We start from the raw sequence: 24426 nt of genomic DNA, 5'->3' as shown, positions 1-24426 counted from the left end.
GGCGCGGGACGGTCGCGCAGGCATGGGGCCAGCCTCAGGGCCTGCCCGGGCGCCCGGCGCCGGTCACCGGTACAGCCGCGACCCGCAGTGCGGCCAGGGGCTGGCCCCCTGGCGCACGTACAGCTTCTTCGCGCGGTACGTCTGCTCCGTGGCCGGAGCGTCCTGCGGCCGTCCGGACCCGCCCAGCCTGTGCCAGGTGTGCCGGTCGAACTGGTAGAGGCCCCCGTAGGTGCCGGACGCGTCCACCGCGTGCGGCCGGCCCCCGGACTCGCAGGCTGCGAGCGCCTCCCAGTTCAGGTGCTCCGCGCCCCGCACCGAGTCCGGGTGCGGCTTGGTGCCCACCCGCATCAGCTGGGTCCGTGGCTCCCGCACCACCTCCGCCCCGATCCGCCGGGGCTTCTGCTTGACGCCGTTGACGGTGCGCAGGGAGTACGTGATGCGGCGGGTGCCCGGCTGCCCGGCCCGGGCCACCACCTCCGTGCCCCGGAACAGGGTCGGGTCTTTCCTGCGGCGCACATGGAACGGGATGGGCTCCTCGCGGTACTCCTTGGAGCCGGTGATCCGCAGCACGGTCACCGTCTGCCCGTCGCGCGGGAAGCTCCCCGGTGCCACCGAGAGCGCGTCCTGCCCGCGCAGGGCGACCCCGGCCTCCGCGACGGCCTCCTGGACGGTGGCCGCGTTGGTGCGGATCGTGCGGGCCCGCCCGTCCGCCATGACCGTCACCGTGCGCTCGGTGCGGACGTCCAGCACGAGCCCCTCCCGGCCGATCCGCCGGGAGCGCGAGGCCGACACGTACGCGCCCTCCGCGCGCACCCCGAGCTGCCGCAGCGCGCCGGCCACCGTCTGCGCGGTCGTCCACACCTGGCGCCGCTGCCCGTCGAGGGTGAGCTGCACCGGGCGTCCGTAGCGTACGGCGACCTCGTCGCCGCTCATGAGCGGGGTGCCGGGCGCGGGCGCGACGACGTCGTGCGCGCCCACCGCCACGCCCTCCTCGGCGAGCAGCTCGCGCACGTCGTCGGCGAAGGTGTGCAGCGCGCGGGGCCTGCCGTCGACGGTCAGTTCGACCGCCTTGTCCTTGGCCACGAACGCGGTGGTGCCGCCCGCGAGAAAGGCCACGACCAGTGCCTGGGGGAGGAGACGGCGCACGGACGGCGGACGGGCGCCGCCCTTCCCGCGCCGCGCCGCGTGCCGGGCCTGGGCGCGCCCTCCGGTGCGGGGGGCGCCGCCCTCCTGCCCCACACGCTCCACGAGCGGGCCCGTCGCCCGCGCGGCGCGCGCCGAGCGGGCCCGCACCTCGTACGCGGGCCGGTAGGTGTCCCGGTAGGCCCGGCCGTACGGCTCGCGGTCCTCGTACGGCGGGACGGGGCCGGACGCCCCGTGCGGCGAGTACTGCCGGTTGCTCACGACGCCACACTCCAGAGAGGGTCCGAGACGGGAGACCAGAACCTAGCGGCTGACCGTCACTCTCCAAAGCAACGCGGCTACGCGGTGTCGCGACACGGCCCCGTGCGGCGGCAGGGACCCCGGCGGGGGATCGTTGCGGCTCAGTAATCGAAGACGCGTGCCGTGTTCGCCCCGACGGCCGCCGCCAACGCGTCCTCCTCGACGCCCTTCACCGCCGCCATCGCGCGGACCGTTACCGGAACGAGGTACGGCGCGTTCGGCCGTCCGCGATAGGGAGCGGGGGTCAGGAAGGGCGCGTCGGTCTCCACGAGGACGAGGCCGAGGGGCGCCACGGCGAGCGCGTCGCGCAGCGGCTGCGCGTTCTTGAAGGTCACGTTGCCCGCGAACGACATGAAGTACCCGGCGCGCGCGCAGACCTCGGCCATCGCCGTGTCGCCCGAGAAGCAGTGGAAGACGGTCCGCTCGGGCGCGCCCTCCTCCTGCAGGATGCGCAGCACGTCGGCGTGGGCGTCACGGTCGTGGATGACCAGCGCCTTGCCGTGCCGCTTCGCGATCTCGATGTGCGCGCGGAAGGAGTACTCCTGGGCGGCCTTGCCCTCGGGGCCCGTGCGGAAGGAGTCGAGTCCGGTCTCGCCGACGCCCTTGACGTGCGGGAGGGCGGCGAGGCGGTCGATCTCGGCGAGCGCCTCGTCCAGGGCCGCGTCCCCGCCCGGCTCCCGCGCGCCCTGCCGCGACCAGCCGGCAGGGTCCCCGTGCACGATGCGCGGCGCCTCGTTGGGGTGCAGCGCCACCGTGGCGTGCACGGCGTCGTACGCGGCGGCCGTCTCGGCGGCCCAGCGCGAGCCCTTCACGTCGCAGCCCACCTGCACGACCGTGGTCACGCCGACCGACGCGGCCTTGGCGAGGCCCTCCGCCACCGTCCCGGACTGCATGTCGAGGTGGGTGTGCGAGTCGGCGACGGGCACGCGGAGGGGTTCGGGAAGGGGCGGCGGGGCGTTCTTGCCGGACTCTGGGGAAGGCATGCCCCGATCCTACGAAAGGGGTAGGCCGCGCCTGGTCCGGGACGGCCCGGCCCCAGCGCTCACCCCGCCTTGCGGTGGTGGAACGGGTGCAGCAGGTCCGAGAGGTGCCAGTGCTGGTGCTCCCCGGGCTCTGCCGGTTCCGTCCGCGGCGCGTCGGCGCCGTCCGCGACCGGCTGCGGCGCCCGGCGGCGCGGCCGGTGCAGGGAGCTCTGCGCGGAGGAGACCTGGCCGGGGCGCATGATGCGCAGTATGTGGCTGTCGCAGTTCCCGCAGGTGGGCCGGCTCAGCGGCGAGGGCACGACCTGGCCGCCCGCCACGTACATCACGAACTCGTTGCCGTCCCCGTCCAGATGGTGCTCTATCTCGTACGACTGCTCCCAGCCGTGCCCGCATCGCATGCAGGCGAAGGAATAGGACTCGTGCACGACGGCGGTCGCCGCACCCCGGCCGGTCCGCGCGATGTCGGGGCCGGGTGCCGCGCCGCGGCCGGTCCCCCCTGCGATCTCACTACTCATGCCGCTCTCCTCTTGTCCTCCGGACAAGCGCCCGCGCGGGGCGGGGATCCCCCTGAATCCCGCGGGTCCCGCTGCGGGCGGGGACGGGTGTGTCCCCTCCCCCAGTGGACGCCTTCACCAGCGCGAACGCAGCAAGCCCTGTCGAGTGTTGGAGGCGATTTGGACTTCGCTTGCCCAAGGGGTCCCGGTCACGGCGCGCGGCTTTGCCTTCCACGGCATCCCTTTGCCCACCCATGGGGCGCACGCTCATGGGAGATGCACCCTGCTCAGCGGGGGTGTGAGCCCCCTGCGAGCCGTCCGGGCGCCGGGGCGCGCCCCGTTCCGTTCCGCGGCCGCCGCCGGGCCGGGGCGGGTCGCGGAGCGTCCGCCGGAGACGGGGCGGCGCTCACCCGGACCCGTCGGCGTTCTTCGCGGCAACGACCGCGTCGAAGACCTCCCGCTTCGGCAGGCCCGCCTCCGCGGCCACCGCCGCGATCGCCTCCTTGCGCCGCTCCCCGGCCTCCTCCCGCGCCCGTACCCGCCGCACCAGCTCGGCCGCGTCCGGCTCCCCTGCGGCCCTCTCCCCGACCCCCTCCACGACGACGGTGATCTCGCCCCGCACGCCCTCGGCGGCCCACTCCGCCAGCTCGCCCAGGGGGCCACGCCTGACCTCCTCGTACGTCTTGGTCAGCTCGCGGCAGACCGCGGCCCGGCGCGTGGCGCCGAACACCTCGGACATGGCGGCGAGGGACGCCGCCAGCCGGTGCGGCGCCTCGAAGAAGACCATCGTGCGCCGCTCCTCGCCGACCTCGCGCAGCCGCGACAGCCGCTCGCCCGCCTTGCGGGGCAGGAACCCCTCGAAGCAGAACCGGTCGACGGGCAGCCCCGACAGCGCGACCGCGGTGAGCACCGCGGACGGCCCCGGCACGGCGGTGACCCTGATCTCCTTCTCGACGGCGGCGGCGACCAGCCGGAAGCCGGGGTCGGACACGGACGGCATCCCCGCGTCCGTCACGAGCAGCACGCGGGCGCCCCCGGCCAGGGCCTCGACCAGCTCGGGGGTGCGGGCCGACTCGTTGCCCTCGAAGTACGACACGACGCGCCCGGCCGGCTGCACGCCCAGCGCCTGGGTGAGCCGCCGCAGCCGGCGGGTGTCCTCGGCGGCGATCACATCGGCGGTGGCCAGCTCCTGCGCGAGCCGCGGCGGCGCGTCCTCGATGTCCCCGATGGGAGTGCCGGCGAGGACCAGGGTTCCGGGCGTTACTGTCACGTTTCCATCCTCCCAGGCGCCATGCACGGGACTCACACAGACGTGTTCCCTACGATGGCGCGGTGACCAGTACCGCGTCCTCCACGGACACCCGGCAGGGCCAGGCCACCGAAGACCAGCCGCCGTCCTGGCACCAGAGGCTGCGCCGCTTCGGATACACGGGGCGCTCAAGAGGCGACGTCCGCGACCGGCTGGTGCCGCCGTTCAGCGAGCCCAGCCCACGCCTGTGGGCGGCGATCGGCCTGCGCAAGGAGGTCACCGACCGCATCACGCGCTGGTCGGCCTGGGGCGGCCCGCTGCTCGTGACCCTCGTGGCCGGGCTGCTGCGGTTCTGGAACCTGGGCAGCCCTCGGGCGGTGATATTCGACGAGACGTACTACGCCAAGGACGCCTGGACGCTCGTCCACAACGGATACGAGGCGAACTGGGCGAAGAACGCCAACGAGCTGGTCCTCCAGCACCACGGCCATGTCGCGATCCCCACGGACGCCGCGTACGTGGTGCATCCGCCGGTCGGCAAGTACGTCATCGGGCTCGGCGAACTGGTCTTCGGGTTCAACCCGTTCGGCTGGCGCTTCATGACCGCCCTGCTGGGCACGCTGGCGGTGCTGCTGCTGTGCCGCATCGGCCGCCGCCTGTTCCGCTCGACCTTCCTGGGCTGCCTGGCTGGCGCACTGCTGGCGGTGGACGGCCTGCAGTTCGTGATGAGCCGCACCTCGCTGCTCGACGGCGTCCTGGAGTTCTTCGTGCTGGCGGCCTTCGGCGCTCTGCTCGTCGACCGGGACAGGGCGCGCGCACGGCTGGCGGCGGCGCTGCCGGCGGACGCGGACGGCCGGGTGCGCCCCGACGCGTACACGGCGGAGACGACCCGCTTCGGCCTCCGCCCCTGGCGCTGGCTGGCGGGCCTGCTGCTCGGCCTGGCGATCGGCACCAAGTGGAACGGCCTCTACATCCTGGCGGCCTTCAGTGTGATGGCGGTCCTGTGGGACGTGGGGGCGCGCCGGGTCGCAGGTGCCCGCCGCCCGTACCTGACGGTCCTCAAGCGCGACACCGGCCTGGCGTTCCTGGCGACGGTCCCGGTCGCGCTGGCCGTCTACCTCGCCTCCTGGACCGGCTGGATCCTGTCGCCCGCCGACGGCTCCGGCGGCTACTTCCGCAACTGGGCGGCCACCGACGGCAAGGGCGGCCACTTCACCTTCCTGCCCGACTGGCTGCGCAGCCTGTGGCACTACGAGCACGAGGTCTACCTGTTCCACGTCCACCTGTCGTCGCCGCACACGTACCAGTCGAATCCGTGGAGCTGGATCGTGGTGGGCCGCCCGGTCTCGTACTTCTACGAGTCCCCGTCCCCGGGCGAGGCAGGCTGTCCCGCCGACGCGGGCGAGAAGTGCGCACGCGAGGTCCTCGCGATCGGCACACCGCTGCTGTGGTGGGCGGCCTGCTTCGCAATCCTGTACGTCCTGTGGCGGTGGGCGCTGCGCCGCGACTGGCGGGCCGGGGCGATCGCCTGCGGCATCGCGGCCGGCTATCTGCCCTGGTTCCTGTACCAGGAGCGCACGATCTTCTACTTCTACGCGGTCGTCTTCGTCCCGTTCCTGTGCCTGGCGGTCGCCATGATGATCGGCGGCATCCTGGGCCCGCCCGGATCGACCGAACGCCGCCGGGTCGTGGGAGCGGCGGGCGCGGGCGTCCTGGTCCTGCTGGTCGCCTGGAACTTCATCTACTTCTGGCCGATCTACACGGGCACGACGATCCCGATCGAGCAGTGGCGGTCGCGGATGTGGCTGGACACCTGGATCTAGAAGACTCACCAAGATCTTCATGAGCCTTCTAGTGCCCCGGCAGGCGGCGTCTGCCCGTCAAGGAGCGGCGTCGTGGGGGTCCCCCCCGGTCGAGCGGAGCCGGGCGTGGGGGAGCGTTCTCTGGGCGTGCCGGCCGGAAGTCCTCGTACCGGACGTACCCGGGCTTTCGGCCGGTGCGGTGTGTGGGGGTGCCCCCTGCTCGAAGAGCCCAGGGAAGCGTGCCGGGCGTCGCGACGGGGCGAACGCCGGCTGTCGGAGCACCAGCCGTCCGGCGCGGCCCCCACCCGGGCGCGGCGTCCAGCCGCGGGCCCGGGCGGGGGTCTCCCGCTCCCCGCCTCAGGTGCCGCCGTCGGTCGGCATGGCGGGCTGCTCCGTCGGCATGGCCGGCTGCTCGGTGGGCATGGCGGGCTGCTCCGTCGGCATGGCCGGCTGCTCCGTCGGCATGGCCGGCTGCTCCGTCGGCTCTGTCGTCGGCTCCGTGGTCGGCTCCGTGGTCGGCTCCGTCGTCGGCTCCGTCGTCGGCTCCGTCGTCGGCTCCGTCGTCGGCTCCGTCGTCGGCTCCGTCGTCGGCTCCGTCGTGGTCGGCTCCGTCGTCGGCTCCGTCGTCGGCTCCGTCGTGGTCGTCGGCGGAGTGGTCGGCGGCAGCGTCACCACGAGGACCGCAGGAGGGGGATTCGAAGGCGTCGGAACTCGGACCAGCAGCGGCACGTACACGATCTGCCCGCCCCTGTACACACGCTTGTGCCTGACCTCGTAGCAGATGATGACGTTCGGATTGGCGTGCGTCCGATAGCACCGCAGGACGCCGGGCGCGAGGCGCGAATCCCGCGATGACGCACCGGCGTCCGCCGCGGATATACCCCATGCGCCGACTGCCAGGCACGAGGTGGCCGTCACCGCTACGCCGATGTTCCGGAAGAGCCTCTTGTTCATCTTCTTCATCCCACCTCTCGAACGGAGTGGAGTGCGACTCAAGCGTCACGCCACAGCCCGCGAAGATCGAGAGGCAGAACGACCGACCGGCGTGGGAAGAATTACCCGTCGTCCACGACCTCGCCGCCCACGCCGTGCTGGAGCGCCAGGCGCGTGAGGTCGGCCCTGCGGCGGAATCCGGTCTTGCTGCCCAGCCGGTCCAGATGTGAATGCACCGTGTGCTCGCTGATATTCAGTTTCGAGGCGATTTCCCGGTCGGTGGCCCCACTTGCGACAAGCTCCAGAATCTGCCTTTCCCGGCCGGTGATGCGGGGAGGATTCTTGTGCCGGCCCCGGTGACCGATGAAACCGGTGGCGAAGTAACTCCGGCCGGAGGCGACCGAACGCACCGCCGCCAGCAGTTCGCCTTCGCCCGTCCGCTGGCTCAGGTAGCCCCGGGCACCGGCCTCGATGGACGGGACGAGATCGTTCTGCGTGGTGGAGCCCGACACCACGACGACCCGGTGCCCCTCCTCGTGCAACCGGGCGATGATGTCGCACGTCTCGCTGACCGGGGCCTGCACATTGAGCAGGACGACGTCCGCGTCCCCCACCTCGTGGCGCCGCGCGCCGACCCGCCCGACGGGCGCCGTTCTCTCCAGGTCCGGAGCGCCGTCGATCACGTGAGCGAGGCCGTGCCGAAGAAGCGGGCAGTCGGAGACGATGGCTACGTGCGTCGGATGCGGGCTCATCGAGGTCCTGTGGGTAGGGGCAGCGGCCACATGACGGGCACCGTGACGGGCAACCGGCCCGACCGCTTCACCCCAAGGATCGCCACCTCGGCACCGGTCGGCATGCCGGACTGGTCCGTCCGGGCGCCATCGGAGGTCGCTCTTCGGACAACATCCGGTCACACGGCTCACAACCGCCTCTCGGGCCGCTTACAGTGCGAGCTCTACGGGGAGGGGGCGACGCGTCATGCGCAAGGGGGTCAAGGCCGCCATAGTCGGCGGGGTGCTCGCGGTGATGGTGGGAGGGGCCGGGTACGGGGCCTACAACCTCCTGTCCGCGCTGGACGGGGGCGCGGGCGGAGTCGGCGGGCCCGCGCCGGTGAAGACCGGGCCGCCGTCCGCGAGCGAGGTCAAGGAGGCGAGTGCCAAGTTCTTCGCCGCCTGGGCGAAGGGCGACGCGGCCACCGCGGCCTCGTACACGAACAACGCCGCGGCCGCGGAGCAGCTGCTGACCGCGTACGGCAGCAGCGCGCACATCACCGGGGCGCACATCACGCCGGGCGAGCGGAAGGGGCGCTCGGTGCCGTTCTCCGTGAAGGCGACGGTGTCCTACGGGGGAAAGTCCAAGCCGCTCGCCTACGACAGCACGCTGACCGTCGTGCGCGGGCTGACCACCGGGCGGGCGCTGGTCGACTGGCAGCCGTCCGTCGTCCACCCCGCCCTGCGCACGGGCGACACGCTCGTCACCGGTGAGGCCGCGACCCCGCCGGTCGAGGCGGTCGACCGGCACGGGGCGGTGCTGACGAAGGAGAGGTACCCGTCCCTGGGACCGATCCTGGACGCGCTGCGCGCCAAGTACGGCGACACGGCCGGCGGCGCGCCCGGCATCGAGCTGTCCGTCCGGCACGCCGACGCTAAGGCGCCCGGAAAGACACTGCTGACGCTCGCCGAGGGTTCGCCCGGCAAGCTCCACACCACGCTGAGCGCCTCCGTGCAGGCCGCGGCGGAGCGGGCGGTGGAGCGGTACGCGGAGTCGTCGGTCGTGGCGGTGAAGCCGAGCACGGGCGAGGTGCTCGCCGTCGCCAACCACCGCAGGGACGGGTTCAACGCCGCCTTCGAGGGGCGTCTCGCGCCCGGCTCGACGATGAAGATCATCAGCGCGGCGACGCTGATCGACAACGGCATCACCACCATGAACGGGCCGGCGCCCTGCCCGGAGACGGCGGTGTGGCAGAGCCAGACGTTCCACAACCTCGAAGGACTGGCACCCGACGAGAAGGCGACGCTGGCGGGCAGCTTCATGCGGTCGTGCAACACGGCCTTCGTGAAGTACGCGGACGAGGTGAAGGTCGACTCGCTCACCCGGGAGGCCGAGGACCGCTTCGGGCTGGGGCGGGACAACTGGAAGACCGGCATCGTCTCCTTCGACGGCTCGGTGCCCGCCTCCGGCGGCCCGGACACCGCGGCCAACCTGATCGGCCAGGGCCAGGTGCAGATGAGCCCGCTGAACATGGCGTCGGTCACGGCCACCGCGATCACGGGCGTGTTCCGGCAGCCGTACCTGGTCCCGCCGAAGCTCGACCACCGCGAACCGGCCACCGCCAAGGGCCTGTCCCGGGGCACCGTCGCCCAGTTGAAGGCGATGATGCGGCTGACGGCGACCCGGGGGACGGCCGCGCACGTGATGGCCGGGCTCGGCGGCGACATCGGTGCGAAGACGGGGTCCGCGGAGGTCGACGGGCAGAGCAGGTCCAACAGCTGGTTCACGGGATACCGGAACGACATCGCGGCGGCGGCCATGAGCCAGGAGGGCGGGCACGGCGGCGACGCGGCCGGTCCGATCGTCGCAGCTGTGCTACGAACCGGCGGCTGACGTCACCCTTGTCACCGCGGGACTCTAGGGTGGTGGTTCTCGTTGAGGAGCGTGGGGCACCGGGGGACCAGGGGACTGCGGAGGATCGTGAGCTGTGGGCAAGAGAAGACGCGTGGCCGAGCGCAAGAAGGGCCGGCCGCTGCTGATCGGCGGGCTGTTCGCCGTCGTCGGTGTGGGCACGGCGGCCGGCGCGTACAGCCTGCTGGGCGGCGGCGCCGCGGCCGACGACGGCACGGCGACCACGGCCCACCACGTGAAGACGGGCCCGCTGTCCGCGTCCGAGGTCCACACGACGGCCACCGCGTTCCTCACGGCCTGGCAGCGGGGCGACGTCGCCAGGGCGGCGGCGGCCACGGACGACACGGCCGCCGCCACCCGGCTGCTGACGGGCTACGGCAAGGACGCGCACATCACGGGCGTGACCCTCACCCCCGGCACGCCGTCCGGGGCGACGGTCCCGTTCTCCGTGCACGCCACCGTCTCCTATCAGGGACGGAGCAAGCCGCTGGCCTACGGGTCGAAGCTGACGGTGGTGCGCGGAGCCCAGGACGGTGAGCCGGTGGTGCGCTGGCAGCCGTCGGTGGTGCACCCGGACCTGGCCGAGGGCGACCGCCTGGTGACGGGCGAGGCGGGTACGCCGCCGGTCAAGGCCCTCGACCGCCACGGCGGCGAACTCACCGCCGCCAAGTACCCGTCGCTCGGCACGGTGCTGGACGGCCTGCGCGAGAAGTACGGCAAGAAGGCCGGCGGCACGGCGGGCATCGAGCTGCGGATCGTGCGCAAGGCGGCGGCGAAGGGCACCGAGAAGACGCCCGACAAGACGCTGGTGACCCTCAGCGAGGGCACGCCCGGCACCGTGCGGACCACGCTGAGTCCGGTGCTGCAGGCGAAGGCCGAGCAGGAGGTGGCGGGGAAGGACAAGGCGTCCGTCGTCCTCATGCGCCCCTCGACGGGGGAGATCCTGGCGGTGGCGAACTCGGGCCACGGCTTCAACGTGGCCTTCCAGGGCTCCCTCGCGCCGGGTTCGACGATGAAGATCGTGACGTCGACGCTGCTGTTCGAGAAGGGCCTGGCGAAGGCGGACAAGGAGCACCCCTGCCCGAAGTACGTGACGTACGGCGGCTGGAAGTTCCACAACGACAACAAGTTCGAGCTCAAGAACAGCACGTTCAAGACGAGCTTCGCGGTGTCCTGCAACACGGCCTTCATCAGCCAGGCGGAGAAGCTCGGCAACGACGACCTCACCAGGGTCGCCCAGCAGATCTACGGCCTGAGCATGGACAACTGGTCGATCGGAGTCCCGTCCTTCGACGGCTCGGTCCCGGTGCAGAGCGCGGCCCCGATGGCGGCCTCCCTGATCGGCCAGGGCGGCGTCCGCATGAACCCGCTGAACATGGCCTCGGTGGTCTCCACGGCCAAGACGGGTGTCTTCCACCAGCCGTACCTGGTCTCCCCCTCGGTGGACAACCGCACCCTGGCGAGGGCGACCCGCACGATGTCGGCGTCGACGCAGGCCCAGTTGAAGGAGGTCCTGCGGTACACGGCCGCGGCGGGCACGGCGGCCAGGGCGATGGCGGGCCTCGGACCGGACGACGGCGCGAAGACGGGCTCGGCGGAGGTCGACGGCCAGGAGCAGCCCAACGGCTGGTTCACCGCCTGGAAGGGCGATCTGGCCGCCGCGGGCGTGGTGCAGGCGGGCGGCCACGGCGGCGACTCCGCGGGGCCGATCGTGGCGGCGCTGCTGCGGGCGGGAAGCTGACGCGCGCGGCCGGGAGCCCGCTAACCCTGTCGCCCGCGCCGTACGCCCACCGCTAGCGTGACGTCCATGACGACGACCGCCGCAGCAGGCTCCGGAGCCCACCCCCGATTCGCCGAGGCCCTCGAAGAGTTGGGGCTCGGCGAACTCCACGCCCGTATCCGCCGTTTCCCCGACGCGACCCGTACGGCCGCCGAGGCCGCCGCCGCGATCGGCTGCGAACTGAGCCAGATCTGCAAGTCGCTCGTCTTCGCCGTTTGGGGGTCCCCCCTGCTCGAACGGGGCCGAGAGCTTGGGGAAGGTGTTCCGGTGCTGGTGCTGATGGACGGGGCGTCCCGGGTGGACGTGGAGCGCGTACGGGAGGAACTGGGGGCCGGGAAGGTCACCCGGGCGGGCGCCGACGTCGTGCGGGAGACCACCGGGTACGCGATCGGCGGCGTACCGCCCTTCGGGCACCGCACGAAGACCCGTGTGCTCGCCGACCGTTCGCTGCTCGGCCACGACACGGTGTGGGCCGCGGCCGGCACCCCGCACACCGTGTTCCCGATGGACCCGAAGACCCTGATCGCCCACGCGGGCGGCACACTGGTGGACGTGCGCGAGCAGTCCGCGTGACACCGGCCGTCACCGCGGCGGTGCTGCTCGCCGCCGTCACGCACGCCGGCTGGAACGCGATCGCGCACCGCATCACCGACAAGCTGGTCGGCTTCACGCTGATCGCAGGCGGAGGGATGCTCATCGGGCTGGCGGCGATCCCGTTCACCGCGCTTCCGGCGGCGCGGGCGTGGCCGTATCTCTTCGTCTCCGCCGCCATCCACATCGCGTACTACGTGCTGCTGATGCGGTCCTTCCGGCTCGGCGACTTCGGACAGGCGTACCCCATCGCGCGCGGCACCGCGCCGCTGGTCGTCACCGTGCTGGCGGCGGTGTTCGCGCACGAGGTGCCGGACGGCTGGGCGGCGGCCGGCATCGCCGTGTCGTGCGCGGGGCTGACCGGAGTCGCGCTGTGGGGCCTGCGCGGCCACCGGCCGGACTGGGCCGCCATCGGCGCCGCGCTCGCGACCGGCCTGACGATCGCGGCGTACACCGTGGTGGACGGGCTGGGCGTCCGGGCGTCGGGGACCCCCCTCGGCTACATCGCGTGGCTCATGGCGGTGCAGGGGGTGGTGATCCCCTCGTACGCCGCTCACCGATGGCGGGGGGACCTGCCCGGCACGCTGCGGCCGTTCGCCACCCTCGGACTGCTGGGCGCGGCCCTGTCCGTGGCCGCGTACGCCCTCGTGCTGTGGGCCCAGACCCGGGCGGAGCTGGCCCCCGTGGCGGCCCTGCGCGAGTCCTCGATCATCGCCGGCGCGGCGATCGGCGCGGTCTTGTTCAAGGAGCGGTTCGGCATGCCGAGGATCGCGGCGGCCGGGCTGCTCGTGGTCGGGATCGGGCTTATGCTGCACGCCGGTTAACCGTTCGGCCGGCCGGCACGTTCACCTCGGGGTGTCCGGCACCGTTGGTGCCGCATCGCCCGGATCGGCAACGACAAGGCGCCTCAGCCGTACGCTGGTCCACGGCCATCGGCCGTGACGCAGCCGCGCCGCGGGAATCGTCCGGATCGGCTGGACACCCTCGCGCACAGTGCCCTACGGCACGGGTCTCGTTCATGGGCCGGGCGGCGCCTCCCCGGGCCCGGGCACGCGCATCGACGCCCAGCCGTTCGCGGGCGGGCGCCAGGCCGTCATCAACGAGTCCGGGCGCGGTCCACTCGACGAGGGGGGAGCAGGACCGCTCATCCGGTCGTCGCAGGGTGAGGGAGACCGGTTGGCGCGCCGTTCGGCCGGCCGGGGCGGGCCCGGGTCCGGCGCGACGGGCCTGTCCACGCCGCCTCCGGGAAGACTCGCGCCCGAGCAAGCATGCTGAGGCACTGCGGCGCGCAGGCGCCGGCGTGCCGATGCGCGACCACCCTTCGTATGAGTCAGGAAGTCGACGTCATGACCGAGAAGCTCACCGTGAGCGTCCTGGGCACCGGGATCATGGGGGCCGCCATGGCCCGCAACCTCGCCCGCGCCGGACACACCGTCCGCGCCTGGAACCGCACCCGCGCCAAGGCCGAGCCGCTGGCCACCGACGGCGTGCACGTCGCCGGCACCCCCGCGCAGGCCGTGCGGGGCGCCGACGTGGTACTGACCGTGCTGCACGACGGCGCCACCGTCCTGGAGGCCATGCGGGAGGCCGCGCCCGCCCTGCGCGCCGGCGCCGACTGGGTGCAGTCGACCACCGCGGGCATCGAGGCCACGGGCGAGCTGGCCGGCTTCGCCCGCGACCACGACCTGGTCTTCTACGACGCCCCCGTGCTCGGCACCCGGCAGCCCGCGGAGGCCGGGCAGCTGACCGTCCTGGCCGCGGGCCCCGCCGGGGACCGGGACACGGTGTCGCTCGTGTTCGACGCCGTGGGCGCCCGCACCGTGTGGACGGGTGAGGACGGCGCGACGGGCAGCGCCAGCCGCCTCAAGCTGGTGGCCAACAGCTGGGTCCTCGCGGCCACCGCCGCGGCCGGCGAGGCGCTGGCCCTGGCCAAGGCGCTCGACGTGGACCCCCAGGCGTTCTTCGACCTCATCGCCGGCGGGCCGCTCGACATGGGATATCTGCACGCCAAGGCCGACCTCGTCCTGAACGACCGGCTGTCCCCGGCGAGTTTCGCGGTGACGACGGCGGAGAAGGACGCCCGGCTGATCGTCCGGGCCGGTGAGCAGCACGGCGTCCGCCTCGACATGGCCGCCGCGAGCGCCGAACGCCTCGCCCGCGCCGCCGCCCAGGGCCACGGCGACGAGGACATGGCCGCGTCCTACTTCGCCAGCTTCGAGGAGGGCGCCCGCTGAGCCGGGCCTGTGCCGTGCGTCGGACGGCCAGGAGGAGCACCCTGGAATCAGCGGTTCCGGAGGTGATCGTCATGATGCACACCGCAGTCGGATGGCATGTGGAACTCGAGTTCGAGGAGGACGACCTGCACACGCGGGCGGCGGCACTGGTACGGCTTCCCGACGGCAGGGAGGTACGGGCCCGCGGGCACGCCAGCCGCCACTTCTCCGACAGTAATCAGCCGCGTGTCGGGGAGGAGATCGCGGGGGCGCGTGCGCTCAACGATCTCGCGATGCAGCTGCTCACGAAGGCGCACGACGAGATCGACGAGGCGTCGGGCAGGACGTCGCGTCCGCTGACGCACTGAGTGCGCGGCCGGTGGGGCCCGTGCGCGGAGTACGCGTGCGGGCACCGCGCCGTCCCGCCCGCGCGGGCTCCTGGGCCGGGGGCGGCTACGCCAGTGACGCGCGCACCGCCCGTACCAGGGCCTGTGCCCGCGGGTCGGCCGTCACGCTCGTGCGGAAGCCGTTGGTGACGTAGCCGAAGGCGATGCCCGAGCCGGGGTCGGCGAAACCGAGGGAGCCGCCGCGGCCCGGGTGACCGAACGAGCCGGGGCCGAGGAGGGGCGAGGTGCTGCCGTGGAGCATGTAGCCGAGGCCGAAGCGGGTGGTGACCACCAGCACCCGGTCGGGTCCCGCGGACGCCTGCGCGCGGGCCTCCTCCAGCGTCCGTGGGGCGAACAGGCGCACCCCGTCGACCTCGCCGGTCAGCGCCGCGTAGAAGCGCGCGAGGGCGTCGGCCGTCGCGATGCCGTTCGACGCGGGCAGGACCGCCGCGCGGTAGGCGGGGTCGTTCTCGTCGGGCAGCGGGGTGATGGCGGCGAAGGCGCGGCGGGTGAGGCTGCCGGGGTCCGCGTACGCCTCGGCGACCGCGCGCTTGGGCCGGACACGCAGGGTGCCGTCCTGGGCTGGTGCCGGAAGGGGGCCGACCCGGCCCACCCGGTGGGTCTGCGCCTCGGGCAGGCCCAGCCACAGGTCGAGCCCCAGCGGCCCGGCGATCTCGTCCGTGATCAAGGCGCCGATGGAACGGCCCGTGACCCGCCGCGCCAGTTCGCCCGTCAGCCAGCCGTATGTGTGCGCGTGATAGCCGTGGTCCGTGCCGGGCTCCCAGGCGGGTGCCTGCGCGGCCAGCACGCGTGCGGCGTGATCGGGGTCGGCCGCCTCGGCGGGCGTGAGCGGCCGGTCGAGCGCCGGTACGCCGGCGCGGTGCGCGAGGACGTGCCGCACCAGCGCGCGCTCCTTGCCGTGCGCCTTGAACTCGGGCCAGTAGTGGCCGACGGGCGCGTCCAGGTCCAGTTCCCCGCGCTCGGCCAGCATCAGCAGGACGGCCGCCGCGACACCCTTGGTCGCCGAGCGCACGATCTGCGCGGTGCCGTGCTCCCAGGGCTGCGCTCCGTCGACGTCGCGCGTGCCTCCCCACAGGTCGACGACCTTGCGGCCGTCGCGGTACACGGCGACCGCCGCGCCGCGCTCCCCCAGTTTCTCGAAGTTCCGTACGAACGCTTCCCTGACCGGTTCGAAGCCCTCGGCCACCACGCCGTGCGCGTCCACGCCCGTGTTCCCTTCACTCGCCTGCGCCCGTCGAGGGAACACTCGCGGACCGCCGTCGATTCCTCGCTGCCCGGAGACGTCCTGGGGCCCGCCCCGGAGACGCCCTGGGGCCCGCCCCGGAGACGGAGCCCGTCCCGGGGACGTCCCGGACGTCTCACCCGGTTGCGGCCGCCGCCCGCACGGAACGGGGATCGAAGCCGAACGGCAGCTCCAGCCGGTGCGCGCGCATGAGCGCCTCGTCGGCGAGCAGTTCGGCCGTCCTTCCGTCGGCCGCGATCACCCCCTCGCTGAGGATCAGCGAGCGCGGACACAGCTCCAGCGCGTACGGCAGGTCGTGTGTGACCATCAGGACCGTGACGTCCAGCGACCGCAGGATGTCGGCGAGTTCGCGCCGCGAGGCGGGGTCGAGATTCGACGACGGCTCGTCCAGTACCAGGATCTCCGGCTCCATGGCGAGCACGGTCGCCACGGCCACCCGGCGCCGCTGGCCGAAGGAGAGGTGGTGCGGCGGGCGGTCCTTGAAGTCCGCCATGCCGACCTGTTCGAGGGCCCGGTCGACGCGCGCCTCCAGCTCAGCGCCCTTGAGGCCGGCCGCCGCGGGCCCGAAGGCCACGTCTTCCCGGACCGTGGGCATGAAGAGCTGGTCGTCGGGGTCCTGGAAGACGATGCCGACCCTGCGGCGGATCTCGGCCATGTGCTTCCTGCCCACGGGCAGCCCGGCCACCGTCACGGTGCCGGTGCCTCCGGTCAGGATGCCGTTGAGGTGCAGCACGAGCGTGGTCTTCCCGGCACCGTTCGGCCCGAGCAGTGCGACCCGCTCGCCGCGCGCGAGGGAGAAGTCGACGCCGAAGAGGGCCTGGTGTCCGTCCGGGTAGGCGAAGGCCAGCCCGGCCACGTCCAGGGACGGGTGCGGCGACGGGGGCGGCGAAGCATTCACAGGGTCCATCCCAGCAGGCAGACGACGAGGGCGGTGAGGGGCAGGGCGAGGGCGTACGACCACTGGGCGCGGGACGCGGTCACCTCGTCGATGACGGGCATGGAACCGGCGTACCCCCGGCTGACCATGGCCAGGTGCACCCGCTCGCCGCGCTCGTACGAGCGGATGAAGAGGGCGCCCGCGGACTTCGCGAGCACGCCCCAGTGGCGGATGCCGCGCGCCTCGAAACCGCGCGACTCGCGGGCGATCCGCATCCGGCGCATCTCGTCGGTGATGAGGTCGCCGTAGCGGATCATGAAGGACGCGATCTGCACGAGGAGCGGCGGGAGCCTCAGCCGCTGGAGCCCGAGGAGCAGTTCGCGCAGTTCGGTGGTGGCGGCGAGGAGGACGGAGGCGGCGACGCCGAGCGTGCCCTTGGCGAGCACGTTCCACGCCCCCCACAGCCCTCCGGTGCTCAGCGACAGCCCGAGGACCTCGACGCGCTCGCCCCCGGCCACGAACGGCATGAGCACGGCGAAGGCGACGAACGGGACCTCGATCAGCAGCCGCCGCAGCAGGAATCCGGCGGGCACCCGGGCGGCGCGGGCGACCAGGCCGAGGAGGACGGCGTACAGCGCGAACGCCCACATCGCCTCCCGTGGCGTGGAGACCACGACCACCACGAAGGCGAAGGCGGCGGCGAGCTTGGTGTGCGGCGGCAGGGCGTGCACCGGGGAATTCCCGTTCCGGTAGAGCCTGTGAGCGTGTCCAGCCCCCATGTCAGCCCGCCTGCGAGGGTTCGGCGGCGGCGGTACGGCGGCGGCGCACGGCCCAGAACACCGTGCTGCCGACGACGAGGGTGGCCCCGACGCCGATCGCGCCCGCGAGGCCGCCGGAGAGGCGGGCGTCGGCGATGTCCCTGACGCCGTAGCCGGCGAGCGGGGAGCCGGAGGACGCGTGCTTCCGCGCCGTGTGGGCGATGCCCTGGTCGACGGCGACCTTCTCCAGGCCGTCCGGGCTGGCGGAGGCGTAGAAGCTGACGAAGCCGGCGAGGACGAGCGAGGTGACCAGACCGGTGATCCAGAGCGTGCGGCGGGACCGGCCGGCGGACACGGGCACGGGCTCGGCCGCGGGCGCGTCGACCAGCTCACCGCCGACGCGCAGCTTGAGCCGCTGTCGCAGGCCCCGGGCGCCGTGCACCAGATCGGGCCGTACGGCGACGACGGCGCCGACGGTGAGGGCGGTGATGGCGGCCTCACCGATGCCGATGAGGATGTGGACCCCGATCATCGCGGTGGCGACCTTGCCGATGGGCACGTCGGTGGTGCCGCCGACCGCGTAGATCAGGGTGAAGGTGACGGCGGCGGCCGGGACGGAGACCAGGGCGGCGAGGAAGGAGGCGGCGGTAATGGACCGGCGGCCACGGGGAAGGAGCCTGACCAGCACACGGAAGACGGCGTAGGAGACGACGGTCGTCACGATCGCCATGTCGGTGATGTTGACGCCGAGGGCGGTGAGGCCGCCGTCGGCGAACAGGATGCCCTGCATGAGAAGCACGACCGAGACGCACAGGACCCCGGTCCAGGGTCCGACGAGTATGGCGGCCAGCGCGCCGCCGAGCAGATGCCCGCTGGTCCCGGCGGCGACCGGGAAGTTCAGCATCTGCACGGCGAAGATGAACGCGGCCACCAGGCCGGCGAGGGGGGCGGTGCGCTCGTCGAGTTCGCGCCGGGCGCCCCTGAGGCTTACGGCGAGGGCACCCGCGGCGACGAGTCCGGTCGCGGCGGAGGTGGGGGCGTCGATGAATCCGTCGGGCACATGCACCGGTCGAGGATACCCCGCTATTGCGAATGGATTGCAAGAGCCACCAGGTCGTGAGAACGACCCGGTCCACATCAGGAGCGTTTTTCATCCGCATATGCGACATTTAGGAGGTAGCGGAATCATAGCTTCTGCTTTGGTGACGCAACGTGAGGAGTCGAACCGATGTCCGTAGTGGAACAGTACGCGCGTGCCCACGTCATCACCGACTCCCCGGAATCCCTCGACCCCGTTCCCGCCCTGCTCCGCTATGACCCCGACACGGACCCCCGCTCGGTCCACGTGGGCCTGCCGGGCCCCCACGAGTGGACGTTCTCCCGGGAGCTCCTGGAGAAGGGCCTGCGCGCGCCGACGCGCAGGGGCGGCGTGCACATCTGGCCGTGCGGCCGGGTCCAGGCGGTGATGGAGTTCCACACGGCGGCGGGCGTCGAGGTGGTGCAGTTCGAGTCGAAGGCCCTGATCCGCTTCCTGCAGCGGACGTATCTGGCGGGGGCGGGCGCGATGGCGCGGCAGGTGTCCCAGAGGTGAGCACTGGCTAGGCTGACCGGCATGTTCATCCTCGAACTCACCTACGTCGCCCCGGCCGAGCGTGTCGATGCCGCCCTGGCGGACCATGTCGCATGGCTTGAGCGGCAGTACGAGGCCGGAGTCTTCCTCGCCTCGGGCCGCAAGGTGCCGCGGGACGGCGGAGTGATCGTCGCGGTCGGCGAGAACCGTGCGGCCATGGAGACCCTCGTGGCGAGCGACCCGTTCGTCGTCGGGAAGGTGGCCGACTACCGGATCATCGAGTTCCTGGCCACGAAGACGGCCCCGCCCCTGGCGCCCTACCGTCAGCAGCTGCCCTCGTAGCCGGCGGTCACGCAGCACGATCCGTTTCGGGCTGCCGACCCGGCCCGAAACGGTTGACTTGCGCTGGAGCGCGCTCCAGGTCGTAGCGTCGCAGACACCGCGTGCACGAGGCCCGTGTCGCCCGGTGCCCTTCACGGGGTGCCGGGCAACGGAATCCGTCGTTGGATGGATGAGGGCTCTCGTGCCGTCCGGACGACGAACGACAATGCAGGGAAGGGCTGGGACACAGCATGCAGAAGCGCAGTCTGCGGGACCTGAGGGTATCGGCCATCGGCCTGGGGTGCATGGGCATGTCCGCCTTCTACGGATCCGCCGACCAGGAGGAGGGGATCGCGACCATCCGGCGCGCCCTCGACCTCGGGGTGGACTTCCTCGACACCGCGCAGATGTACGGGCCGCTCACCAACGAGTCGCTCGTCGGCGAGGCGATCCGGGGGCATCGCGACGAGTACGTGATCGCGACGAAGTTCAACAACCGGATGGACGACGCCGTACCCGGCGACATCAGCACCGTCGGCCCGCAGGACGGCTCGGCCGAGCACGTCCACAGCTCGGTCCACGGCTCCCTGAAGCGTCTGGGGACCGACCACATCGACCTGTACTACCAGCACCGGGTCGACCCGAACGTGCCCATCGAGGAGACGGTCGGCGCGCTGGGCGAGCTGGTCGCCGAGGGCAAGGTGCGGTACATCGGGCTGAGCGAGGCGAGCGCGGAGACCATCCGGCGCGCCCACGCCGTGCACCCGATCACCGCCGTGCAGAGCGAGTACTCGCTGTGGTCACGGGACGTGGAGGCCGAGGTGCTGCCCGCCTGCCGGGAGCTGGGCATCGGCTTCGTACCGTACTCGCCGCTCGGCCGCGGGTTCCTCGCCGGGCGGTTCGCCTCGCCGGACGAGCTGGACGCGAACGACTGGCGCCGCGAAAACCCGCGATTCCAGGACGCCAACCTGGAAGCGAACCTGCGGCTGGCGGCGAAGGTGAAGGAGATCGCCGCCGAGAAGGACGTGGCCCCGGCCCAGCTCGCCATCGCCTGGGTGCTGGCCCAGGGCGAGGACCTGGTGCCCATCCCGGGCACCAAGCGCCGCACCTACCTGGAACAGAACGCCGCCGCGGTCGACATCGCGCTGACCGAGGAGGACCTGGCCCGCATCGACGCGGAGCTGCCCGAAGCGGCGGGAGAGCGGTATGACGAGGCAGGGATGCGGGCCGTCAATCTCTAGCGCCTGGCCGGGGCACCGGCGTGGCTGACGTCGATCCCACCGGGCGCAGCGCCGGCCGGCCGTGCGCCGGGCGTCCAGCCGTGCGCCGGGCGTCCATCTGTATCAGCTCGGCCGTTGCACAGGAATGTGATTGCGCTCAGCTCTCGGAGACGTGGGTGACGAAGCCCGTCCAGGTGGCGGGAGCCACGGTGAGGGGAGGGGCCTGGGGGCTTTGAGCCACGGATGTGGACGGTGGTGGGGGCTATCGCGACCTCCACGCAGTCGTTGCCCGGCGCCTGCTCGATGAAGGCCAGAGACTCCCCCGGCGTGAGTGCCCGAGCCCGGACGGTGCCAGTACAGGCCGCCCCCGCTCCTCGTGGTCGTCTGCAACGACTGGGGTACCGCCGCGTGGGCCTCCCGCCCGGTGGACATCGGCCCACCGGAGTGGCCCGCCCCGGCCCGTGCGCCCCCTGGTGCCGGGCCCGGACCAAGTAGCCGCCGGCCGCGACGCGACAGCCCAGGGCCAGGGCGGGAAGCCCCGGGCCGCCGAAATCTGGAGGGACCTCGTGGCCGTGGACACTTCCTTCCGGAGACCGGGCTGAAGGCCGCGCCGCCGACGTGCTGCGCATCCTCGACCGCCGCGGCATCCCCCCTCCGACGCCGACCGCGACCGCGTCACCTCCTGCCGCGGCCTCGACATCCCCACCCGCTGGTTCGACCGCGCCTTCACCGCCGACTCCACCGCCGCCTCCGCCGCCGCCTCCGCCGCCGCCTCCGCCGCCGAGGTGTTCGCCGCCGTACGACGAGCCCGGCGGCGACGAGCGGCTCTGAGCGCCCGTCACGGCACGCGTGGCAGGGCGCCCCCACCACCCGTGGTGTGGCAGGGCGCCCCACCACCCGTGGGGCCCCCTGTCGGCGTCAGGCGCTCTCGCTCAGACCCGTACCAGCTCCCGGTCCTGGTCCTCGTCCGGGTCCCTGCGCCCCTCGTCGGCGAACGTGCGCAGCCTCTCCCCCTCCACGTCCACGTTCGGCAGCGCCCGGTCCAGCCACGCCGGGAGCCACCAGGCCTTCCGGCCCAGCAGTGCCAGCACCGCCGGCACGAGTGCCATCCGTACCACGAACGCGTCGAAGAACACCGCGATCGCCAGGCCGAAGCCGATCATCTTGATCATCGACTCGCTGGAGCCGATGAAGCCGGAGAACACGGCGATCATGATGACCGCGGCCGCGGTGACGACCCGCGCGCCGTGCTTGAAGCCGGTCACGACCGCCTGGCCGGGGCTCTCCCCGTGGACGTACGCCTCGCGCATGCGGGTCACGAGGAAGACCTCGTAGTCCATCGCCAGGCCGAAGACCACGCCCACCATGAAGATCGGCATCATCGACATGATCGGGCCGGTCTCCTCGACGCCCACGAGGCCGGAGAACCAGCCCCACTGGAACACCGCGACGACCGCGCCCAGCGCCGCCGCCACCGAGAGCAGGAAGCCGAGCGCAGCCTTCAGCGGGACCAGGATCGAGCGGAAGACCACGATCAGGAGGAGGAAGGCGAGGCCCACCACCAGCGCGAGGTAAGGGATCAGCGCGTCGTTCAGCTTCTGCGAGACATCGATGTTCATCGCCGTCGTGCCCGTGACGAGCACCTTCGCGTCGGTGTCCGCCGTGATGCCGGCGCCCTGGGCGCGGATGCCGTGCACCAGGTCCTCGGTGGTGGCCGAGGACGGCTTGGAGTCGGGGATCACCGTGAGCATCGCCGTGTCGCCGGACTTGTTGTACGTCGCGGGTGTCACCGTGGCGACGTTCCCGAGGCGCTCGATGTCGTTCGTCACCGTCGTGACCGCCGCCTTGGGGTCGTCGCTCGCCTTCGCGTCGACGACGACCAGCAGCGGACCGTTGAAGCCGGGGCCGAACCCGTCGGAGAGGAGGTCGTAGGCCCGGCGCTGGGTCGTGGACACCGGCTGGGAACCGTCGTCCGGCAGGCCCAGCTCCAGCGACGAGGCCGGAACCGCCGCCGCACCCAGGCCGATGACGCCGAGGAGCAGGACCGCGAGGGGGCGGCGCACGACGAAGCTCGCCCAGCGGGCGCCCATGTTCGGCCTGTTCCGCGCGGCGGTGGTCCGGCGGCCGCCCAGCAGCCTGTTCTTCTCGCCCGCCGGCTTGACCCTGCGGCCCGCGTAGCCCAGCAGCGCCGGGATCATCGTCAGCGCGATCAGGACCGCGATGGCGACCGTGCCCGCCGCGGCGAGGCCCATCTTCGTCAGCATGGGGATGTTCACCACGGCCAGGCCCGCCAGCGCGATCACGACGGTCAGGCCCGCGAACACCACCGCCGAGCCCGCCGTGCCGACCGCCCGGCCCGCGGCCTCCTCGCGGTCGCGGCCCTCGGCCAGCTCGGCGCGGTAGCGGGAGACGATGAACAGGGCGTAGTCGATGCCCACCGCCAGGCCGATCATCATCGCCAGGGTGGAGGTGGTCGAGCCCAGGTCCAGGACGTCGGCCAGCGCGGTGATCGTGGACACACCGATACCGACGCCGATCAGGGCCGTGAGCAAGGGCAGCCCGGCCGCGATCAGCAGACCGAAGGTGATGACGAGGACGACCGCGGCGACCGCGATGCCGATGACCTCGGTGGCACCCGGCTTCGGCACGGCCACCAGCGCGTCGCCGCCGACCTCGACGGTCAGCCCGTCGTCCCGCGCGTGCTGCGCGGCCGCCTTCAGGGCGTCCTTCGAGGTGTCCTTCAGCTCCATGCCGGACACCTGGTACTTCACCTGCGCGTAGGCGATCGTGCCGTCCTTGCTGACGGCGTGCGCGGTGAACGGATCCGCGACGGAGGCGACTTCGGAGCCGTCGCGCAGTTCCCGGACGGTCTTCTCGACGACCGCCTTGTGGTCCGCGGCCGTCACCTTCTGTCCGCTCGGCGCCTTGAAGACGACGCGCGCGGTGGCCCCGTCGGCGCTCATGCCGGGGAAGCGCTGCTCCAGCAGGTCGAAGGCCCTCTGGGCCTCGGTGCCGGGGATGGAGAACGAGGAGGAGCCCGCTGCGGGGGCGCCGGCGGCGCCGGCGCCCGCGAGCGCGAGCAGCGCCACCCAGACGAGGGCGACCACGTGCCGTCGCCGGAAGGCGGATCGGCCGAGTCGGTAGAGGAATGTGGCCACGAGGACGTACTCCCGGTCGGGTCGTGAGGTTCTTCAGGGCAGGGGTGATCAGCCCGACGACGTGAGCGGTGACGTCAGGTGGAGGGCTTGCTGGGGGGACGGGTCAGGGGGTGGGCACGCCGAGGGCGGGGAGGACCACGGCGTCGATGTACGACAGCAGGAACGCCTGGGTCGGCGGCTGATCGTCGATCAGCGCGCGGGTGGCGAAGGCTCCGATCAGCATGTGCACCACGAAGTCCAGCGCGGGGTTGTCGGCGCGGACCTCGCCCCGGTCGACGGCGCGCTGCAGCACGCGGCGGAACTCCTTCATCTCCGGCTCCACGAGCAGTTCCCTGAACGCCTGCAGCAGGTCCGGGTTGTGGTGGACCGCCATCGCCAGGCCCCGCATCAACGCGGAGTTCTGCTCCATGACGCAGTCGTCCTCGCGGGTGGCGAGGGCGCGGAAGTCGCCCCGCAGGGACCCCGTGTCGACGTCGCCGATGCTGCCCGGCTTGCAGTGCCGGATCGCCTTGGCGACCAGTTCGGCCTTGCCGCCCCACTGGCGGTAGAGGGTGGCCTTGCTGGACCGGGTGCGGGCGGCCACGGCGTCCATCGTCAGGGCGTCGTAGCCGACTTCCCGGAGCAGATCGAGGACCGCCTCGTACAGCTCGGCCTCGCGCTCGGGCGTGATCCGGCTGCGGCGCCCCGCCACGGGCGCCGGCTGTCCGTCCAGAGCGGACGGTGTCGCGTCCTTCAGCACACCGGCCATGCCTCTCGCCTTCC

The 24426-nt window shown here is 72.7% G+C and carries 22 protein-coding genes; 11 read left to right on the top strand and 11 right to left on the bottom strand.

What is annotated here, in order from left to right; all coding sequences use genetic code 11:
* Positions 1–63: 63 nt before the first annotated feature.
* The 4 genes from ACFSL4_RS29955 to rsmI form a co-directional block, all read right to left on the bottom strand.
* The gene (locus tag ACFSL4_RS29955; RefSeq protein WP_381089706.1) at positions 64–1404 is read right to left on the bottom strand and encodes a ubiquitin-like domain-containing protein; all 1341 of its coding nucleotides are present in this window, start codon (positions 1402–1404) and stop codon (positions 64–66) included.
* 140 nt (positions 1405–1544) lie between these two features.
* The gene (locus ACFSL4_RS29950) at positions 1545–2426 is read right to left on the bottom strand and encodes a TatD family hydrolase (RefSeq protein WP_381089703.1); all 882 of its coding nucleotides are present in this window, start codon (positions 2424–2426) and stop codon (positions 1545–1547) included.
* 59 nt (positions 2427–2485) lie between these two features.
* Complete coding sequence (locus ACFSL4_RS29945; protein ID WP_381089700.1) at positions 2486–2941, bottom strand: hypothetical protein; 456 nt, start codon at positions 2939–2941, stop codon at positions 2486–2488.
* A 385-nt stretch (positions 2942–3326) separates the two neighbouring features.
* A complete protein-coding gene (rsmI, locus tag ACFSL4_RS29940; RefSeq protein WP_381089697.1) occupies positions 3327–4190 on the bottom strand; it encodes a 16S rRNA (cytidine(1402)-2'-O)-methyltransferase in 864 nt (287 codons plus the stop codon).
* Between the two features lie 62 nt (positions 4191–4252).
* Between rsmI and ACFSL4_RS29935 the strand changes: the two genes are divergently transcribed.
* Both ACFSL4_RS29935 and ACFSL4_RS29930 read left to right on the top strand, forming a co-directional pair.
* A complete protein-coding gene (locus tag ACFSL4_RS29935) occupies positions 4253–5992 on the top strand; it encodes a dolichyl-phosphate-mannose--protein mannosyltransferase (protein ID WP_381089694.1) in 1740 nt (579 codons plus the stop codon).
* Between the two features lie 358 nt (positions 5993–6350).
* Entirely contained in the window at positions 6351–6749 is a 399-nt protein-coding gene (locus tag ACFSL4_RS29930; protein ID WP_381089691.1) for a hypothetical protein, read from the top strand.
* Between the two features lie 277 nt (positions 6750–7026).
* On the opposite strand, the gene ACFSL4_RS29925 is transcribed toward ACFSL4_RS29930, so the two are convergent.
* On the bottom strand, positions 7027–7656 hold the full coding sequence (locus tag ACFSL4_RS29925; RefSeq protein WP_381089688.1) for a LuxR C-terminal-related transcriptional regulator: 630 nt from the start codon (positions 7654–7656) through the stop codon (positions 7027–7029).
* Positions 7657–7882: 226 nt separating this feature from the next.
* Here ACFSL4_RS29925 and ACFSL4_RS29920 point away from each other — a divergent pair, with 226 nt between their 5' ends.
* From ACFSL4_RS29920 to ACFSL4_RS29895, 6 genes are all read left to right on the top strand, one after another.
* Positions 7883–9508, top strand: coding sequence for a penicillin-binding transpeptidase domain-containing protein (locus tag ACFSL4_RS29920; protein WP_381089685.1), 1626 nt, complete (start codon positions 7883–7885; stop codon positions 9506–9508).
* Positions 9509–9602: 94 nt separating this feature from the next.
* Positions 9603–11267, top strand: coding sequence for a penicillin-binding transpeptidase domain-containing protein (locus ACFSL4_RS29915; protein ID WP_381089682.1), 1665 nt, complete (start codon positions 9603–9605; stop codon positions 11265–11267).
* A 66-nt stretch (positions 11268–11333) separates the two neighbouring features.
* Positions 11334–11879 (top strand): YbaK/EbsC family protein, encoded by a 546-nt coding sequence (locus ACFSL4_RS29910; RefSeq protein WP_381089679.1) that lies wholly within the window; start codon positions 11334–11336, stop codon positions 11877–11879.
* A complete protein-coding gene (locus ACFSL4_RS29905) occupies positions 11876–12721 on the top strand; it encodes an EamA family transporter (RefSeq protein ID WP_381089676.1) in 846 nt (281 codons plus the stop codon). The genes ACFSL4_RS29910 and ACFSL4_RS29905 overlap by 4 nt, the downstream gene beginning before the upstream one ends.
* A gap of 522 nt (positions 12722–13243) precedes the next feature.
* A complete protein-coding gene (locus tag ACFSL4_RS29900; RefSeq protein ID WP_381089807.1) occupies positions 13244–14131 on the top strand; it encodes an NAD(P)-dependent oxidoreductase in 888 nt (295 codons plus the stop codon).
* A 71-nt stretch (positions 14132–14202) separates the two neighbouring features.
* Complete coding sequence (locus ACFSL4_RS29895; RefSeq protein WP_381089673.1) at positions 14203–14478, top strand: DUF1876 domain-containing protein; 276 nt, start codon at positions 14203–14205, stop codon at positions 14476–14478.
* 85 nt (positions 14479–14563) lie between these two features.
* On the opposite strand, the gene ACFSL4_RS29890 is transcribed toward ACFSL4_RS29895, so the two are convergent.
* The 4 genes from ACFSL4_RS29890 to ACFSL4_RS29875 form a co-directional block, all read right to left on the bottom strand.
* Positions 14564–15721: a serine hydrolase domain-containing protein gene (locus tag ACFSL4_RS29890; RefSeq protein ID WP_381089670.1), complete on the bottom strand. Its 1158-nt coding sequence runs from the start codon at positions 15719–15721 to the stop codon at positions 14564–14566.
* Positions 15722–15875: 154 nt separating this feature from the next.
* A complete protein-coding gene (locus ACFSL4_RS29885; protein ID WP_381089667.1) occupies positions 15876–16667 on the bottom strand; it encodes an energy-coupling factor ABC transporter ATP-binding protein in 792 nt (263 codons plus the stop codon).
* Positions 16655–17416 carry a cobalt ECF transporter T component CbiQ gene (gene cbiQ / locus ACFSL4_RS29880; RefSeq protein WP_381089664.1) on the bottom strand — a complete coding sequence of 254 codons (762 nt, stop codon included), beginning with the start codon at positions 17414–17416 and terminating at the stop codon, positions 16655–16657. Before cbiQ ends, ACFSL4_RS29885 begins: the two co-directional genes overlap by 13 nt.
* Position 17417: 1 nt before the next feature.
* On the bottom strand, positions 17418–18461 hold the full coding sequence (locus tag ACFSL4_RS29875; RefSeq protein ID WP_381089661.1) for an energy-coupling factor ABC transporter permease: 1044 nt from the start codon (positions 18459–18461) through the stop codon (positions 17418–17420).
* A 162-nt stretch (positions 18462–18623) separates the two neighbouring features.
* Between ACFSL4_RS29875 and ACFSL4_RS29870 the strand changes: the two genes are divergently transcribed.
* The 3 genes from ACFSL4_RS29870 to ACFSL4_RS29860 all read left to right on the top strand — a co-directional run bounded on the left by ACFSL4_RS29870 (position 18624) and on the right by ACFSL4_RS29860 (position 20527).
* Positions 18624–18986, top strand: coding sequence for an SsgA family sporulation/cell division regulator (locus ACFSL4_RS29870; RefSeq protein WP_381089658.1), 363 nt, complete (start codon positions 18624–18626; stop codon positions 18984–18986).
* A 21-nt stretch (positions 18987–19007) separates the two neighbouring features.
* Positions 19008–19307 carry a YciI family protein gene (locus tag ACFSL4_RS29865; RefSeq protein WP_381089655.1) on the top strand — a complete coding sequence of 100 codons (300 nt, stop codon included), beginning with the start codon at positions 19008–19010 and terminating at the stop codon, positions 19305–19307.
* A gap of 230 nt (positions 19308–19537) precedes the next feature.
* Positions 19538–20527, top strand: coding sequence for an aldo/keto reductase (locus ACFSL4_RS29860; RefSeq protein ID WP_381089652.1), 990 nt, complete (start codon positions 19538–19540; stop codon positions 20525–20527).
* 911 nt (positions 20528–21438) lie between these two features.
* On the opposite strand, the gene ACFSL4_RS29855 is transcribed toward ACFSL4_RS29860, so the two are convergent.
* A complete protein-coding gene (locus tag ACFSL4_RS29855; RefSeq protein WP_381089649.1) occupies positions 21439–23664 on the bottom strand; it encodes an MMPL family transporter in 2226 nt (741 codons plus the stop codon).
* Positions 23665–23767: 103 nt separating this feature from the next.
* Positions 23768–24412, bottom strand: a complete 645-nt coding sequence (locus tag ACFSL4_RS29850) for a TetR/AcrR family transcriptional regulator (protein ID WP_381089646.1) — start codon at positions 24410–24412, stop codon at positions 23768–23770.
* Positions 24413–24426 lie beyond the last annotated feature (14 nt).

The organism is Streptomyces caeni (assembly GCF_042678285.1).
In the GTDB taxonomy this organism is placed as follows: Bacteria; Actinomycetota; Actinomycetes; order Streptomycetales; family Streptomycetaceae; genus Streptomyces; species Streptomyces caeni.
This window is presented reverse-complemented; position numbering and strand designations above follow the sequence as displayed.

Bases quoted from the DNA above. Each gene is read 5' to 3' on its own strand.
- ACFSL4_RS29860 (WP_381089652.1), top strand. From the start codon at position 19,538: ATGCAGAAGCGCAGTCTGCGGGACCTGAGGGTATCGGCCATCGGCCTG.
- ACFSL4_RS29865 (WP_381089655.1), top strand. From the start codon at position 19,008: ATGTTCATCCTCGAACTCACCTACGTCGCCCCGGCCGAGCGTGTCGAT.
- ACFSL4_RS29930 (WP_381089691.1), top strand. From the start codon at position 6,351: ATGGCGGGCTGCTCCGTCGGCATGGCCGGCTGCTCGGTGGGCATGGCG.
- ACFSL4_RS29870 (WP_381089658.1), top strand. From the start codon at position 18,624: ATGTCCGTAGTGGAACAGTACGCGCGTGCCCACGTCATCACCGACTCC.
- ACFSL4_RS29945 (WP_381089700.1), bottom strand. From the start codon at position 2,941: ATGAGTAGTGAGATCGCAGGGGGGACCGGCCGCGGCGCGGCACCCGGC.
- cbiQ (WP_381089664.1), bottom strand. From the start codon at position 17,416: ATGGGGGCTGGACACGCTCACAGGCTCTACCGGAACGGGAATTCCCCG.
- ACFSL4_RS29895 (WP_381089673.1), top strand. From the start codon at position 14,203: ATGATGCACACCGCAGTCGGATGGCATGTGGAACTCGAGTTCGAGGAG.
- ACFSL4_RS29885 (WP_381089667.1), bottom strand. From the start codon at position 16,667: ATGGACCCTGTGAATGCTTCGCCGCCCCCGTCGCCGCACCCGTCCCTG.
- ACFSL4_RS29950 (WP_381089703.1), bottom strand. From the start codon at position 2,426: ATGCCTTCCCCAGAGTCCGGCAAGAACGCCCCGCCGCCCCTTCCCGAA.
- ACFSL4_RS29920 (WP_381089685.1), top strand. From the start codon at position 7,883: ATGCGCAAGGGGGTCAAGGCCGCCATAGTCGGCGGGGTGCTCGCGGTG.
- ACFSL4_RS29850 (WP_381089646.1), bottom strand. From the start codon at position 24,412: ATGGCCGGTGTGCTGAAGGACGCGACACCGTCCGCTCTGGACGGACAG.
- ACFSL4_RS29910 (WP_381089679.1), top strand. From the start codon at position 11,334: ATGACGACGACCGCCGCAGCAGGCTCCGGAGCCCACCCCCGATTCGCC.
- ACFSL4_RS29925 (WP_381089688.1), bottom strand. From the start codon at position 7,656: ATGAGCCCGCATCCGACGCACGTAGCCATCGTCTCCGACTGCCCGCTT.
- ACFSL4_RS29900 (WP_381089807.1), top strand. From the start codon at position 13,244: ATGACCGAGAAGCTCACCGTGAGCGTCCTGGGCACCGGGATCATGGGG.